The following is a 15,709-nucleotide window of genomic DNA, read 5'->3' as shown; positions in this document are numbered from 1 at the left end:
TTTCATGAAACTAATCGTTAAAGTCTTCCCAGAAATCACTATCAAGAGCCGTCCGGTTCGGATGCGTTTCGTCCGTCAATTGGCCAAAAACATCCGCACTGTGCTCCGCGATCTGGACCCTGCTGTGGTGGTGACGGGCGTGTGGGACAACATCGAGCTGCAAACGCGCGTAAGTGACCCCAAAGCCTTGAAGGAAATGACCGAGCGCCTGAGTTGCATGCCGGGCATCGCGCATTTTCTGCAGGTTGACGAGTACCCGTTGGGTGACTTTGATGACGTGACCGAGAAGTGCAAATTGCACTTCGGTGATGCGTTGGCGGGCAAGATCTTTTCCGTGCGTTGCAAGCGCGGTGGCAAGCACTCATTTACCTCGATGGAAATCGAAAAATACGTCGGCAGCAAGCTGCGTCGTGAGTGCGGGGCGGCTGGAATTGATCTGAAAAAGCCGGAAATTGAAGTGCGTTTCGAAATACGCGACCAACGGTTGTTTGTGATTCACAGCCAGCACAACAGCATAGGCGGCTTCCCGCTGGGCTCGCTGGAACAGACCCTGGTGTTGATGTCCGGTGGTTTCGACTCCACGGTCGCGGCTTACCAGATCATGCGACGCGGCCTGATGAGCCATTTCTGCTTCTTCAACCTCGGCGGGCGTGCCCACGAGCTGGGCGTGATGGAAGTCGCGCACTATATATGGAAGAAGTACGGCAGCTCGCAGCGCGTGCTGTTTGTCAGCGTTCCGTTCGAAGAAGTTTTGGGCGAAATTCTCGGCAAAGTCGATAACAGTCATATGGGCGTCATTTTGAAGCGTATGATGTTGCGCGCTGCAACCCGTATCGCTGAACGGCTCGACATCGAAGTGCTGGTGACCGGAGAAGCGATTTCCCAGGTCTCGAGCCAGACGCTGCCCAACTTGTCGCTGATCGACTCGGCTACTGACAAGCTGGTATTGCGTCCGCTGATCGCGAGCCACAAGCAGGACATCATTGATCAGGCGGTTGAAATCGGTACGGCCGATTTTGCCAAGCACATGCCTGAATATTGCGGGGTGATTTCGGTCAACCCCAAGACCCACGCCAAACGCAACCGCGTGGAGTACGAAGAACAACAGTTCGATATGGCCGTGCTTGAGCGAGCGCTTGAGCGGGCCAAACTGGTGCCGATTGATCGGGTGATCGATGAATTGGGCCAGGACTTGCAAGTCGAAGAAGTCAGCGAAGTGCTGGCGGGCCAGATCGTGATAGACATCCGTCACCCGGATGCTCAGGAAGATCAACCGCTGGAACTGGCTGGCATCGAAGTACAAGCGATGCCGTTCTATGCACTGAACAGCCGCTTCAAGGAACTGGATGACACCCGTCAGTACCTGTTGTATTGCGACAAAGGCGTGATGAGTCGCCTGCATGCTCACCATTTGCTCAGTGAGGGACATGCCAATGTGCGCGTTTATCGACCGAGCTAAGAGCCCGGGGCTGTATGCCTGTGGCCTGCGTCACCGGCCCCCCGACGCCGCCGTCAAGCTGTAACGGCTTGCACGGACTCTACTGTTAATCGCTGCCTGGACTCAGTCAGCACACCGAATCCTCTGATCGAGATACACAAGTGATCGAAAATCTACGTAACATCGCCATCATTGCTCACGTTGACCACGGTAAAACCACCCTGGTAGACAAACTCTTGCGTCAATCCGGCACTCTGGAGCGCGGCGAGCTCAACGACGAGCGCGTGATGGACTCCAACGACCAGGAGAAAGAGCGCGGTATTACCATTCTGGCGAAGAACACTGCCATCAACTGGAACGGCTACCACATCAACATCGTGGATACCCCGGGCCACGCCGACTTCGGCGGCGAAGTAGAACGCGTAATGTCGATGGTCGACTCCGTTCTGCTGCTGGTTGACGCTCAAGACGGCCCTATGCCGCAAACCCGCTTTGTGACCAAGAAGGCTTTCGAAGCCGGCCTGCGTCCAATCGTGGTTATCAACAAGGTTGACCGTCCAGGCGCGCGTCCGGACTGGGTTCTGGATCAGATCTTCGACCTGTTCGACAACCTGGGTGCTACCGAAGAACAGCTGGACTTCAAAGTGGTTTACGCCTCGGCCCTGAACGGTATTGCCGGTCTGGATCACACCGACATGGCTGAAGACATGACCCCGCTGTACCAGGCGATTGTTGACCACGTTCCTGCTCCACAAGTTGACCGTGACGGCCCGTTCCAGATGCAAATCTCGGCACTGGACTACAACAGCTTCCTGGGCATCATCGGCGTTGGCCGTATTGCTCGCGGTCGCGTCAAGCCGAACACCCAGGTTGTGGCTATCGATGCCGACGGCAAGCGCCGCACCGGTCGTATCCTGAAGCTGATGGGTCACCACGGTCTGCACCGTATCGACGTTGAAGAAGCTTCGGCAGGCGACATCGTTTGCATCAGCGGTATGGATTCGCTGTTCATCTCCGACACTCTGTGCGACCCACTGAATGTTGAAGCGATGAAGCCGCTGACCGTTGACGAACCAACCGTTTCGATGACCTTCCAGGTTAACGACTCGCCGTTCTGCGGCCGTGAAGGCAAGTTCGTAACCAGCCGTAACATCAAAGAGCGTCTGGACAAAGAACTGCTGTACAACGTTGCTCTGCGCGTTGAAGAAGGCGACACCGCTGACAAGTTCAAAGTGTCTGGCCGTGGTGAGCTGCACTTGTCGGTACTGATCGAAACCATGCGTCGCGAAGGCTTCGAAATGGGTGTTGGTCGTCCGGAAGTGATCATCCGCATGGTTGACGGCGTTAAGCACGAACCGTACGAAAACGTAACCATCGACCTGCCAGAAGAATCGCAGGGCGCAATCATGGAACAGATCGGTATCCGTAAAGGCGATCTGACCAACATGGTTCCGGATGGCAAAGGCCGTGTTCGCCTTGAGTACAACATCCCGGCACGTGGCTTGATCGGTTTCCGTAACGAGTTCCTGACTCTGACTTCGGGCGCTGGCATCCTGACCTCGATCTTCGACCGTTACGACGTGATGAAGTCGGGCGACATGTCCGGCCGTCAGAACGGCGTTCTGGTTTCGGTTGCTACCGGTAAGGCTCTGACTTACTCGCTGGAAACCCTGCAGGCTCGCGGCAAACTGTTCCTGGGTCACGGTGAAGACGTGTACGAAGGTCAAATCGTCGGCATCAACAGCCGCGACAACGATCTGGGCGTTAACCCAACCAAAGGCAAGAAGCTCGACAACATGCGTGCTTCGGGTAAAGACGAAACCATCGCTTTGGTTCCGCCTATCCGCTTCACTCTGGAGCAAGCTCTGGAATTCGTACAAGAAGATGAACTGTGCGAAGTAACGCCTAAGTCCATCCGTCTTCGTAAGAAGATCCTGGGCGAAAGCGAGCGTACCCGCGCTAGCAAAAAAAGCAGCAAGTAATTGATTTAGCTGCTGAATAAAAAACGCCCCCGGCCTTGCGGCCGGGGGCGTTTTTTTGTGTCCGGGTTTTTGATGAAAAACACCTGTCGAAAGCTTGACCGGCAACAGAGTATTTACAGGAAAACGGCAGCTGTGGGAGCGAGCCTGCTCGCGAAGGTCGTTCGCGAGCAGGCTCGCTCCCACAATACGGCCTGACCTACAACAGAGGATCTACAGGTGGTGTCTTAGAACACCATCAACTTCTCGCTGCTGTTCTTGCGCTCGACGGCTTTGGGTACGTATGCGCAATAACCGGGGCGCGGGCCCACTCGCGGGTGGTTGCGGCAGGTGTCCGGGCGTATGTCGTAGATGGTGCACATGCGCGACTTGCGATCCAGGTACAGGCAGTCGTTATTGCTCATGCGCTGCAGGGTGAAGATGCCGGACTTCTGGTTGAAGCGCTCCACGATCCCTTCTTTTTGCAGGCGCTTGGCGATGTTCTTCGGCGGGTCGCCCATCTCGAACTCATCGACAATGCCGATGCGGATCAGGTCTTTGATCTTGACCTCGACCGGCAGCGTGCAGCAGCTGGAAACACAGGAGCCGCACATGGGCGCGGAGTATTTGGCCCAGGTATCGAGACGGTCGATTTCCGCGGCGGCGATCAGGTTGGACTTCATCAGACTTGTATTCCAGCGTGCATCAGGGCGCGCGATCATACCGGTGTTGGTGAATGTGTGAACAACCATTTGCCGGTTTTTCGATCAGGGCCATGTTTTAAAGCATTTGGCTGCGTATGCGCCTCGTTTTGGGGCAGCGCTCATTTCGTCAGGTTTTTTCAAGAAACCGCCCAAATGAGCCCGAATCAATGCACTTTGTTTCTGTTCAAGCGTCTAGGCTGACACCATTCGTTCTTCAAATCGCCCCATCTCGATTGAGGTTGTATCGATGCCCCAGGAACCGCTTGTTCGTGACGCACAGGTGGCGGCTTTTCGTGCCGCTGTAGTAGCCAAACTGACTTACGCGGTGGGTAAGGACCCGGAACACGCGTTTGACCATGACTGGTTTGAGGCTATTGCTCTGGCCGCCCGCGACCATATGGTCGAGCACTGGATGGACAGCACACGGCAGATTTATCGCAAGGACCAGAAGCGGGTGTACTACCTCTCGCTGGAATTTCTGATCGGGCGCTTGTTGTACGACAGCCTGAGCAACCTGGGGCTGCTGGAGGTGGCGCGTGAGGCACTGACCGGCCTTGGGGTCGATCTGGAGCGCATCCGCCTGCTTGAGCCTGATGCGGCGCTTGGCAACGGCGGGCTGGGGCGTTTGGCGGCGTGCTTCATGGAAAGCATGTCGACCCTGGGCATTGCGGCCCATGGTTACGGCATTCGCTATGAACACGGGTTGTTCCGCCAGAGCATTGTCGACGGCTGGCAACAGGAGCAGACCGAGAACTGGCTGGACTTCGGCAACCCCTGGGAGTTCGAGCGTGCCGAAGTGCTGTATTCGGTCGGGTTTGGTGGCTCGGTTGAAACCAAGCAGAACGAACAGGGCCTGATACGGCAAGTCTGGTGGCCTGGCGAGACAGTACGCGCCATTGCTTATGACACGCCCGTCGTGGGTTGGCGCGGCGCCAGTGTCAACACCTTGCGCCTGTGGCGGGCGAGGGCGTTGCATGATCTGAACCTGGGGCGTTTCAACGCGGGTGACCATCTGGGTGCGGTGGCCGAAGTGGTGCGTGCTGAAAGCATCTCCCGGGTGCTGTACCCGGCGGACAGCAATGAAGCCGGGCAGGAATTGCGCCTGCGTCAGGAGTACTTCTTTGTGTCGGCTTCGCTGCAGGACCTGCTGCGCCGTCACCTGCATGTCCACGATACGCTGCTGAACCTGGCCGATCATGTGTCGATCCAGCTCAATGACACCCACCCCTCGATTGCCGTTGCGGAGTTGATGCGCATCCTGGTCGACGAGCACTGCATCGAGTGGCCTACCGCGTGGCAAGTCACCGTCGCTACCCTGTCTTACACCAACCACACGCTGCTGCCCGAAGCGCTCGAAACATGGCCCGTTGGCTTGATGGAGCGCATGTTGCCGCGCCATATGCAGATTATTTATCTGATCAACTCGCACCATATCGATGCGCTGCGAGCCAAGGGTATTCACGATTTTGACGTGCTGCGTGCGGTATCGCTGATTGAGGAGGACCACGGCCGCCACGTGCGCATGGGTAACCTGGCATTTTTGGGCTCCCACAGCGTGAACGGGGTTTCCGGGTTGCACACGCAGTTGATGCGCAGCACCGTGTTTGCCGAGCTGCACAAGCTTTACCCGGACCGGATCAACAACAAGACCAACGGCGTTACCTTCCGCCGCTGGCTGTTCCAGGCCAACCCGCCGCTGACCGCAATGCTGGAGGATGTGCTGGGGGCCGATATTCTTGATGAGACTGAACACAAACTGATCAAGCTGGAGCCTTTTGCCGAGCGCGCCGATTTTCGCATGCGTTTCGCCGAGCAGCGCCTGCAAAGCAAATGCACCCTGGCCGCGCTGATTTATGAGCGCCTGGGCATCGTGGTCAATCCTGAAGCCATGTTCGACGTGCAGGTCAAACGGATTCACGAGTACAAGCGCCAGTTGCTCAACCTGATGCACACCGTGGCGTTGTACCAGGCCATTCGTGCCGAGCCGGGCAGCCCATGGGTGCCGCGGGTGAAGATTTTTGCCGGCAAGTCGGCGGCCAGTTATGAACAGGCCAAGCTCATCATCAAACTGGCCAATGACATTGCCCGTACCATCAACAACGACCCGACCGTTCGTGGCCTGCTCAAAGTGGTGTTTATCCCCAACTACAACGTCAGCCTGGCCGAAAGCATCATTCCGGCGGCGGACTTGTCCGAGCAGATATCCACCGCCGGCTACGAAGCGTCCGGCACCAGCAACATGAAGTTTGGCCTTAACGGCGCCCTGACCATCGGCACGATGGACGGGGCCAACGTCGAGATGTGCGAGCGGGTGGGCGCCGACAACATGTTTATCTTCGGCCTCAGCTCGCAACAGGTTGAGGCGCGCAAGCGCAATGGCGAGTTCCATGCCGCACCGGATGTGGCGGCTTCCGATCGGCTCAATGATGTATTGCAGGCGATTCGCGGCGGGGTTTTCTCCCACGATGACCCGGCGCGTTACACCGGGATGGTGGATTCACTGATCGAATACGACCGGTTTTTGGTCTGTGCCGACTTCGATGCGTATTGGGATGCGCAGATGCGGGTCGAGCATTTGTGGCACGACAAGGACGCCTGGTGGCGCGCGGCGGTACTCAACACTGCGCGCATGGGGTGGTTCTCGTCAGACCGGACCATTCGCGAATACGCCACTGATATCTGGAAAGCGCTGTAGGACATATCAGCTCTGTGGGCGCGGGCTTGCTCGCGATGCAGACGACGTGGTCTGAAGTTAAAACCGTGTTGCTGCAATCGCGAGCAAGCCCGCGCCCACGGGCACTGCGCAGTTGATTTAAGGATTCAGCTGAACCCGCTTGGCCGGTTCTGAGTCTGATTAGAAGATTTGCACGGCAACACGCGTTAAACTGCGCGGGTTTTTCGCCCCCTCCCCCTTGTTCGGAGCCTTACATGTCCCGCGTTACCCTGAGTCGCTATTTGATCGAGCAGACCCGCAGCAACAACACGCCTGCTGATTTGCGTTTCCTCATCGAAGTGGTGGCGCGTGCTTGCAAAGAGATCAGCCACGCCGTGTCCAAAGGCGCCCTGGGTGGTGTTCTGGGCAGCATGGGCACCGAAAACGTGCAAGGTGAAGTGCAGAAGAAGCTGGATGTAATTTCCAACGAGATCCTGCTCGAAGCCAACGAATGGGGTGGTCACCTGGCCGGTATGGCGTCCGAAGAAATGGACAACGCCTACCAGATCCCGGGCAAATACCCGAAAGGTGCCTACCTGCTGGTGTTTGACCCGCTGGACGGTTCGTCGAACATCGATATCAACGCGCCGGTCGGCACGATCTTCTCGGTGCTGCGTTGCCCGAATGAGTACCTGACCCAGAACGAGCCTTTGAATGAAAAGGCCTTCATGCAGCCAGGTACCCAGCAGGTAGCTGCCGGTTATGCGATCTACGGCCCTCAGACCATGCTGGTGCTGACCCTGGGCGACGGCGTCAAGGGCTTCACCCTGGATCGTGAAATGGGCAGCTTCGTACTGACCCACGAAGACATCACCATTCCTGAAACCACTCAGGAGTTCGCCATCAACATGTCCAACCAGCGTCACTGGGAAGCTCCGGTACAACGCTACGTGGGTGAATTGCTGGCTGGCGAAGAAGGCCCGCTGAAAAAGAACTACAACATGCGTTGGGTTGCAGCGATGGTTGCTGATGTACACCGCATCCTGACCCGTGGTGGTCTGTTCATGTACCCACGTGACAGCCGCGAGCCGTCCAAGCCGGGCAAGCTGCGCCTGATGTACGAAGCCAACCCGATGTCGTTCCTCGTGGAGCAGGCTGGCGGTGCATCCACCGACGGCCACCAGCGCATTCTTGACATCCAGCCAGAAGGCCTGCACCAGCGTGTAGCCGTGTACCTGGGTTCGAAAGAAGAAGTAGCGCGCGTCACCTCGTACCACAAAGCCTAAGCACGCCTCACTGCCCCCTCCTGTGGGAGCGGGCTTGCTCGCGATAGCATCGATACGGTCAATCAGTTGAACCGGGGTGCATGCATCGCGAGCAAGCTCGCTCCCACAGCTGTTTCAGATAACTGTCTTTACCTGACTTATCCCCCCACCAAACAAATCCCTGCGCCCTGCGGGAACCACCCCGCGCTTTTCTCTTCTAAGCTTGCATCAGGCAGTCATGCCGACTTTCCCATGCAGGAGCTTTCCATGAAATTGCGTACTTTGGCGTTGTTGTCGTTCTGTGTGTTGCTGGCGGCTTGCAGCAAGATCAACCAGCAAAACTTCTCGAAACTGTCGACGGGGATGCCCAAGGCCGAGGTTGAAAAACTGCTGGGCAGCCCAACCGATTGCTCGGGCGCGCTGGGGATGTCGAGTTGCACGTGGGGCGATAAGAACAGCTTTATCAGCGTGCAATATGCCGGCGACAAAGTGCTGATGTTTTCCGGACAGGGCCTGAAGTAATACGGATCAGGAGCGTTTGCAATGAAACGTCTTTTAATCGGCCTTGGGGCCGCCCTGTGTTTGGCCGGATGCGCCAGTTCCGGCATCGATTCGCTGGCACCGAAAACGGTCGAGCATGTCGACCTCAAGCGCTACCAGGGCACATGGTACGAACAGGCGCGCTTGCCGATGTTCTTCCAGCGCAACTGTGCGCAATCCGAAGCCCATTACCGCCTCAAGCCTGACGGCGACGTGGCGGTACTGAACCGCTGCCGGACCGCAGAGGGCAAGTGGGAAGAGGCCAAGGGCACTGCGACCCCGCAGATAGAGGGTAAAACCGACAAGCTGTGGGTCGAGTTCGACAATTGGGTCTCGGCAGTGCTGCCGGGTGTGACCAAGGGCGATTATTGGGTGTTGTACCTAGGGGACGACTACAGCACGGCGTTGGTGGGTAACCCCGACCGCCGCTATTTGTGGCTGTTGTCACGCAAGCCGCAGCTCGATCAGCAAACCCGTGAGGAGCTGCTCAGCAAGGCTCAGCAACAGGGCTATGACACCACGCGCCTGATCTGGCGAACGCCGGATGCGAAGATGCCCAAAGCCACGAAATAAAAAAACGCCCCCTGGCAAGCACCAGGGGGCGTTGGCTGTACGCTTAAGCGCGCAGCAGGGTCTTCCAGGCGCGGTTCTGGTACACGGCGATTGCTTGCTGCTTGCGGGCGTTGAGCAGTTCGTCGTTGTGCTCGGCGTCGTCAGTGATTGGCAAGTTGGCCAATTCCTGCAGCTTGTTCATCTCCCCGTACAAACGGTCCAGTTCCGGAATTTCCAGCACGTTACGCGCCAGGCGCAACCATGCCTGAATGCGCTCAATGCGCGGCAGTTGCTCGGCCAGATCTTCGGGTTGCTGCTGGTAGCGGTTCAAGCGCAGGGCAATGGCTTCATCCGACAGCAAGCGCGGCAACCAGCTGTGCAGCTGTGCAGCGCCCTGACGATTGCCACGGGTGGTGCCACGATCAACAGTCCAGCTGCGATCCATCAACCAGCGCGAAGTGCTCAGCGAGAACTGGCCCCAGCGCGGGTCTTCCAGCTCTTCAAGGAACTGCTCAGGTGCGGCTTTACGGACGTCTTCGTCGTCCTGACCGATTTGCACCAGCGGGCGCCAGTCTTCAAGCAGGGCGTCCAGAGAGGCACGCAAGGATTGCGTCGATGGGCGTGGAGCGGCTTGGCCAAGGCTGCTGACCAAAGCACGCAAGTCGATCAACTGCTGTACCCAGTCTTGCAGCAAACGCCAGTGGCCATTGAAACGGTACTGCTCGGCCAGACGCTGGCTGCTGCCCAACAAATGCCAGGCCAATGCGGCAAAGGCATCATCCAGTGGCGTCTCAGGGGTCAATACCGGCGCAGGCAGGCTCACGGCGTAGCTGTTGGCATCGAACAGGCGATAGCCACGCTCGGCCTTGCTGATGTCACACGGCATCAGGGCCAGCTTCTCGGCCAGTTCAGCGGCCAGTTCCAGCAAGGCAGACGGCTCGCCTTCGCGCAGTTCGAGTTCCAGTTCGCAGATTTCTTCTTTCTGCTTGCCAGCGATGACGTGGCCCAGATCCAGCGCCGCTTCGATCACGACTTTGGCCTTGCCGCGACCCCAGGAGATTTCAGCGCGTTCGCGCACGAAATCCGTGGTGAAGATCGGTTTCAGGGTTTTCTTGTCCAGCTCGGCCAACTCTTCAGGCCAGCATTCGCCGTCGAGTTTTTTGATGTCGAGCTTGGCTTTCGGCAGGTTCCAGTCGTACTCGTTACGCACCGACAGCCCGGCAATGCTTTGACCGCGGGTCTTGAGGGTCTGGATCACTTCTTCGCCGTCGCGGCGCAGGCGCAGGGCAACCTTGGCCTTGGCCAGGTCGCGCTCAGGCGTGTCGAAATACTGGTTCAACAACTCACGGCTTTCCCAGCCACTTTTGTTGCGCTTTTTCAGCAAAGGGTGCTCGCGCAAGGCGGCGAGGGTTTCGCGGCTGACGCGCAGTTTAATTTCGGTTTCTTTTTGCATGGCCGGAAAATCCAGGAACGGTTGCGCAGCCGGGAAAAAGTGTGGCTGCCAAGGCCGTGCAGTGTACAGGACAAGCCGCCCTGGCGCGTCGCGCGGGTTTATTCTGCAGTTCAGATGGCTCTATGATGGGCCTCGCCCAGCCAACAGGAAGTCAGCGCATGCCTTTACCTTCCATGAAAGAGCAATTCGCGGCTTTGATCGCCACACCGTCGGTCAGTTGTACCCAGCCTTCTTTGGATCAAACCAACCGCGGCGTGATCGATTTGCTGGCCACCTGGCTTGCCGAGCTGGGTTTCAGCTGCGATATCCAGCAGGTCAACCCCGGCAAATTCAACTTGCTCGCGAGCTTCGGCAGCGGCCCCGGAGGGCTGGTGCTGGCGGGGCACAGCGACACGGTGCCCTACGACGAGGCGCTATGGCAGACCGACCCGCTCAAGCTCACCGAGGTCGATAACCGCTGGGTTGGCCTGGGCAGCTGCGACATGAAGGGTTTTTTCGCGCTGGTCATCGAAGCTGTCCGGCCACTGCTCGATCAACCGTTCAAGCAGCCGCTGCTGATTTTGGCCACGTGCGACGAAGAAACCTCAATGGCAGGTGCCCGCGCGTTGGTGGAAGCCGGGCGGCCGCTGGGCCGCGCTGCCGTGATTGGCGAACCCACCGGGCTCAAGCCGATCCGCATGCACAAAGGCGTGATGATGGAGCGCATCGATATTCTGGGGCGCAGCGGCCATTCATCCGACCCAAGCCTGGGCCACAGCGCGCTGGAGGCCATGCACGACGCGATCAGCGAGCTTAAAGGCCTGCGCCAGCAGTGGCTCAACGAATACCGCAACCCGCAGTTCAGCGTGCCGCAGCCGACCCTGAACTTTGGCTGTATTCATGGGGGCGACAACCCGAACCGGATTTGTGGCCAGTGCTCACTGGAGTTTGATCTGCGACCGCTGCCGGGCATGGATCCCAACGAGCTGCGATCAATCATTCGCGGCAAGCTGCAGCCCTTGGCCGAGCGGCATCAGGTGAAGATTGATTTCGCGCCCATTGCCGCCGGTGTACCGCCATTTGAACAAGCGGCCGATGCCGAGCTGGTGCAGGTTGCCGAGCGACTCACCGGGCATCGTGCCCAAGCAGTAGCGTTTGGCACAGAAGCGCCTTATCTTCAGCAACTTGGCTGCGAAACGCTGGTGCTGGGCCCGGGAGACATCGCCTGTGCGCATCAGCCGGGGGAATACCTGGAAATGTCACGTTTGCAGCCGACAGTGCGTCTACTGACTCAATTGATCGAACACTATTGCCTGAAATAGTGAAGCCCCCCCCATGCATTACACACAAGGAGATCACGCGTGTTGCCAACCCTGTTTCGACGATAACCATCAGCCCGTTGTGCGCTTGCTGTTTCAGCCCTTTTTAGGCGACTTATTTTTTACAGGCTTTGGTTATGCACGATTACGTTAACTGGCTGCGTCACGCGTCCCCTTACATCAATGCCCACCGCGATTGCACATTCGTCGTCATGCTCCCCGGCGACGGTGTGGCACATCCCAATTTTGGCAATATCGTCCACGACCTGGTGCTGTTGCACAGCCTGGGGGTACGCCTGGTGCTGGTTCACGGCTCGCGTCCGCAAATCGACAGTCGCCTTGAGTCCCGCGGTCTGGTGCCGTATTACCACAACGGCATGCGCGTCACCGACGCATCTACCCTGGAGTGCGTGATCGACGCCGTAGGGCAGTTGCGCATTGCGATTGAGGCGCGCTTGTCCATGGACATGGCGTCTTCACCCATGCAGGGCTCGCGCCTGCGGGTGGCAAGCGGCAACCTGGTCACCGCACGGCCGATTGGCGTGCTCGACGGCGTGGACTTCCACCACACCGGCGAAGTCCGTCGGGTCGACCGCAAGGGTATCAACCGTCTGCTCGATGAGCGCTCGATTGTGCTGTTGTCGCCTTTGGGCTACTCGCCGACCGGTGAGATTTTCAACCTGGCCTGTGAGGACGTCGCCACCCGTGCGGCTATCGATCTGGCTGCTGACAAGCTGCTGCTGTTCGGCGCCGAGTCGGGCTTGCTCGACGCAGAAGGGCGATTGGTCCGCGAACTGCGCCCACAGCAAGTACCTGCGCACATGAAGCGCCTGGGCAGCGACTATCAGGCCGAACTGCTGGAAGCTGCTGCCGAGGCCTGTAGTGGCGGTGTGGCTCGTAGCCATATCGTGAGCTATGCCGAAGATGGCGCTTTGCTGACGGAGCTGTTCACCCGTCATGGTGGCGGTACGCTGGTGGCCCAGGAGCAATTCGAACTGATCCGCGAAGCGGCGATTGAAGACGTCGGCGGCTTGCTGGACCTGATCAGCCCGCTGGAAGAGCAGGGCATTCTGGTACGACGCTCGCGCGAAGTGCTGGAGCGCGAGATCGAGCAGTTCAGTGTGGTTGAGCGCGAAGGCATGATCATCGCCTGTGCGGCGCTGTACCAGATTGCAGATTCGGATGCGGGGGAGCTGGCGTGTCTGGCGGTGAACCCGGAGTACCGTCATGGTCGTCGTGGGGATGAGCTGCTGGAACGCATCGAAAACCGTGCCCGGGCCCAGGGGTTGAAAACGCTGTTCGTCTTAACTACGCGCACTGCGCACTGGTTCCGCGAGCGCGGGTTTGTACCTAGTGGTGTTGAGCGTCTGCCTGCGGCGCGAGCGTCGCTGTACAACTATCAGCGTAACTCCAAGATCTTCGAGAAGACGCTGTAACCGCTGACGAGGAACCATTCAACTGTGGGAGCGAGCCTGCTCGCGATGACTTTCGCGAGCAGGGCTCAACAAACCCCGTCAAAACTCCCGCAAACACACATCATCAATCACCGCCTTGCCCATGTCGCACAAGTAATGCGAAGCCCAGGCATGGTGCTGACAGTTCTTGTCCAGCGCGGCATCCAGCGCCAGTTTTTTTGCGCAATACAGCAAGGCCGACACCTGCTCCAGCGCCTGGCGCAACGGTATGTCGGGGTTAACGCGGAACAGCTCGTGGTTGTCCTGGCCGCAGGGGCCGAGGGTTTTGATTGGGGGACGATCAGTCATTGAGTGCGCTCCTATGGGACTAAGAGCTGCCACTTTTTGTTCTCAGGCAAATGGTGGCAGCCGTGCGCGGGCTGAGAATCGGGACAATAGGAACCCCGGCAGGCACAAAGGCCTCCCGCGCACAGCCGCCATAACACGTTGGACTGTACACAATGAATGCCATCTTGCGATGGCGTTCAGTTCGATATTGTTCATCGGATTCTCATGCCCGGTCACTGTTTTTTTCAGTGACGGTGCACAGTACGCTTCGCTTCAAAACGCGGAAGCCGTCCATTGCCTCAGTGGGCGTAGGAACTGACCGCCCGCGCTCGCACGAACACCACCGATCAGTCCCCTCGCCCTCCGGGAGAGGGCTAGGGTGAGGGTTTATTTAGTTACTGATCGCCAGAATACTTGCCTGATACGAGGCCACGAATAAATCGAAATCGCCCTCTTCAATCTTCTCTGTCTCGGCTTGCTCGAGCAGTGACTTGCGGGCTTTCTCTTCGAATGCAGCCTGGTCTTCAGGGCTCAAGGGCTCGCTGCGGAAGAACTCGGCATGGGCCTGGCTTTGACGCATCGAGAACTGGGCGAAACTTTCCTTGTGCTCAACCATGCTGGCCAACACTTTGGCCGACGGCGTCAGTGAAGCGTCCCTGATTTTGGCCAACTGGTCGTCGAGCGCTTTGCTGTGGCTGTCGCCGCCATGGCTCTGGTCGAGCAGGGCCGCCAGCGGGGCGATCTGCTCCAGCAGCTCTGCCGCCCATTCTTTCATGTCGACTGCAGCGCCATCACGCTGCAATTGCAGGCCCGGACGGCGACCTTCCTTGACCACGCTCAGGAAGTTCGATGTGCAGCTGCCGCATTCCGGGCTATCGAATTCCGGGCTCTCTTGCAGCGCGCAATAGAGCAGGAAGGCATCCAGGAAACGGGCCTCCGGCAGGTCGATGCCCACTGGCAGGAACGGGTTGATGTCGAGCAAGCGCACTTCAACGTACTGCACGCCACGGGACACCAGCGCCTGAATCGGCCGTTCGCCGGTGTAGGTCACGCGCTTGGGGCGGATGTTGGAGTAGTACTCGTTTTCGATTTGCAGAATGTTGGTGTTCAGTTGCACCCATTCGCCATCTTTGTGCGTACCGATTTCGACATAGGGCGCGTAAGGCGTGGCCACTGCCTTGCGCAGGCTGTCGGTGTAGCTGTCGAGGTTGTTGTAGCACGGCGTCAGGCCGGCCTGGGCGTTGCTCTGGTAACCCAGGTCGCTCATGCGCAGGCTGGTGGCGTACGGCAGGTAGAGCGTGTCGGCGTCCAGTTGCTCCAACTGGTGCGAACGGCCGCGCAGGAAACCTGCATCCAGCGCGGGCGAAGCGCCGAACAGGTACATCAGCAGCCAGCTGTAACGACGGAAGTTACGAATCAGGGCGATGTAGGCGTTCGATTGATAGTCGCGTTCGGTACCGACAAAGCCTTCAGCCTGCATCAGCACAGGCCACAGGGCCTCGGGCAGTGAGAAGTTGTAGTGGATACCGGCGATGCACTGCATGGTCTTGCCGTAACGCAGGGCCAGGCCCTTGCGATACACGTACTTGAGCTGCCCGATGTTGGACGTGCCGTAGTAGGCAATCGGGATGTCTTCTTCGGCCGGCAGCGGACACGGCATCGAAGGGCTCCACAGGAACTCGTTGCCGAGCTTGCTGTAGGCAAAGCGGTGAATCTTGTCGAGGCTGGCCAGCGTCTCTGCCGGGTCGGGCAGGGCCGGGGTGATGAACTCCAGCAGCGACTCGGAATAGTCGGTGGTGATTTGATCGTTGGTGAGGGCCGAGCCCAGTTCTTCGGGGTGCGGAGTCTGCGCCAGGCGAGCATCGGCCGTGACGCGCAGGCATTCGCGCTCGATGCCGTGCAGGCACTGCTCAAGCAGAGTGAGGTTAGTGCGCTCGCTGAGCAGAGCCAGGCGGCGGTTGAGAAGTTGGCTCAAGTTGGATTCCTTCACGCGTCAGTCGCCCCAATATGGGGGTGGTCAGGACGGTCTACAAGGGTGAAGTTGAAACCGGCGTGGTCGCCTGGCTTTTGTTGATACCGCTTTGGCCCCGTCCCTGTTTTGGCCCT

At 58.5% G+C, this 15,709-nt stretch carries 12 protein-coding genes; 8 read left to right on the top strand and 4 right to left on the bottom strand.

The window, feature by feature from the left end; all coding sequences use genetic code 11:
* Positions 1-4: 4 nt before the first annotated feature.
* Positions 5-1,459 (top strand): tRNA uracil 4-sulfurtransferase ThiI, encoded by a 1,455-nt coding sequence (gene thiI, locus ACZRMS_RS01480; protein ID WP_463993802.1) that lies wholly within the window; start codon positions 5-7, stop codon positions 1,457-1,459.
* A gap of 140 nt (positions 1,460-1,599) precedes the next feature.
* Entirely contained in the window at positions 1,600-3,420 is a 1,821-nt protein-coding gene (typA, locus tag ACZRMS_RS01475; RefSeq protein ID WP_048360493.1) for a translational GTPase TypA, read from the top strand.
* Between the two features lie 224 nt (positions 3,421-3,644).
* Here typA and ACZRMS_RS01470 read toward each other — a convergent pair whose 3' ends face one another.
* The gene (locus tag ACZRMS_RS01470; RefSeq protein WP_463993946.1) at positions 3,645-4,082 is read right to left on the bottom strand and encodes a YkgJ family cysteine cluster protein; all 438 of its coding nucleotides are present in this window, start codon (positions 4,080-4,082) and stop codon (positions 3,645-3,647) included.
* Between the two features lie 265 nt (positions 4,083-4,347).
* Between ACZRMS_RS01470 and ACZRMS_RS01465 the strand changes: the two genes are divergently transcribed.
* The 4 genes from ACZRMS_RS01465 to ACZRMS_RS01450 all read left to right on the top strand — a co-directional run bounded on the left by ACZRMS_RS01465 (position 4,348) and on the right by ACZRMS_RS01450 (position 9,131).
* Complete coding sequence (locus tag ACZRMS_RS01465; RefSeq protein WP_463993801.1) at positions 4,348-6,795, top strand: glycogen/starch/alpha-glucan phosphorylase; 2,448 nt, start codon at positions 4,348-4,350, stop codon at positions 6,793-6,795.
* Between the two features lie 233 nt (positions 6,796-7,028).
* On the top strand, positions 7,029-8,039 hold the full coding sequence (locus tag ACZRMS_RS01460) for a class 1 fructose-bisphosphatase (protein ID WP_463993800.1): 1,011 nt from the start codon (positions 7,029-7,031) through the stop codon (positions 8,037-8,039).
* 246 nt (positions 8,040-8,285) lie between these two features.
* A complete protein-coding gene (locus tag ACZRMS_RS01455) occupies positions 8,286-8,540 on the top strand; it encodes a hypothetical protein (protein WP_463993799.1) in 255 nt (84 codons plus the stop codon).
* A 21-nt stretch (positions 8,541-8,561) separates the two neighbouring features.
* Positions 8,562-9,131, top strand: coding sequence for a lipocalin family protein (locus ACZRMS_RS01450; RefSeq protein WP_463993798.1), 570 nt, complete (start codon positions 8,562-8,564; stop codon positions 9,129-9,131).
* A 43-nt stretch (positions 9,132-9,174) separates the two neighbouring features.
* On the opposite strand, the gene ACZRMS_RS01445 is transcribed toward ACZRMS_RS01450, so the two are convergent.
* Positions 9,175-10,563 (bottom strand): CYTH domain-containing protein, encoded by a 1,389-nt coding sequence (locus ACZRMS_RS01445; protein ID WP_463993797.1) that lies wholly within the window; start codon positions 10,561-10,563, stop codon positions 9,175-9,177.
* Between the two features lie 158 nt (positions 10,564-10,721).
* On the opposite strand from ACZRMS_RS01445, the gene argE reads away from it, so the two are divergent.
* On the top strand, positions 10,722-11,864 hold the full coding sequence (gene argE / locus ACZRMS_RS01440) for an acetylornithine deacetylase (protein WP_463993796.1): 1,143 nt from the start codon (positions 10,722-10,724) through the stop codon (positions 11,862-11,864).
* 134 nt (positions 11,865-11,998) lie between these two features.
* The gene (argA, locus tag ACZRMS_RS01435) at positions 11,999-13,297 is read left to right on the top strand and encodes an amino-acid N-acetyltransferase (protein ID WP_019821782.1); all 1,299 of its coding nucleotides are present in this window, start codon (positions 11,999-12,001) and stop codon (positions 13,295-13,297) included.
* A gap of 78 nt (positions 13,298-13,375) precedes the next feature.
* Here the strand turns inward: argA and ACZRMS_RS01430 are convergent, their stop codons facing one another.
* Both ACZRMS_RS01430 and gshA read right to left on the bottom strand, forming a co-directional pair.
* Positions 13,376-13,624 carry a DUF3077 domain-containing protein gene (locus ACZRMS_RS01430; RefSeq protein ID WP_463993795.1) on the bottom strand — a complete coding sequence of 83 codons (249 nt, stop codon included), beginning with the start codon at positions 13,622-13,624 and terminating at the stop codon, positions 13,376-13,378.
* Between the two features lie 370 nt (positions 13,625-13,994).
* Complete coding sequence (gene gshA, locus ACZRMS_RS01425; RefSeq protein WP_463993794.1) at positions 13,995-15,578, bottom strand: glutamate--cysteine ligase; 1,584 nt, start codon at positions 15,576-15,578, stop codon at positions 13,995-13,997.
* Positions 15,579-15,709: the final 131 nt, after the last annotated feature.

The sequence above is a fragment of the Pseudomonas sp. B424 genome, from assembly GCF_055408345.1.
The sequence above is the reverse complement of the archived record's forward strand: the minus strand, read 5'-3'. Positions and strand labels throughout refer to the sequence as shown.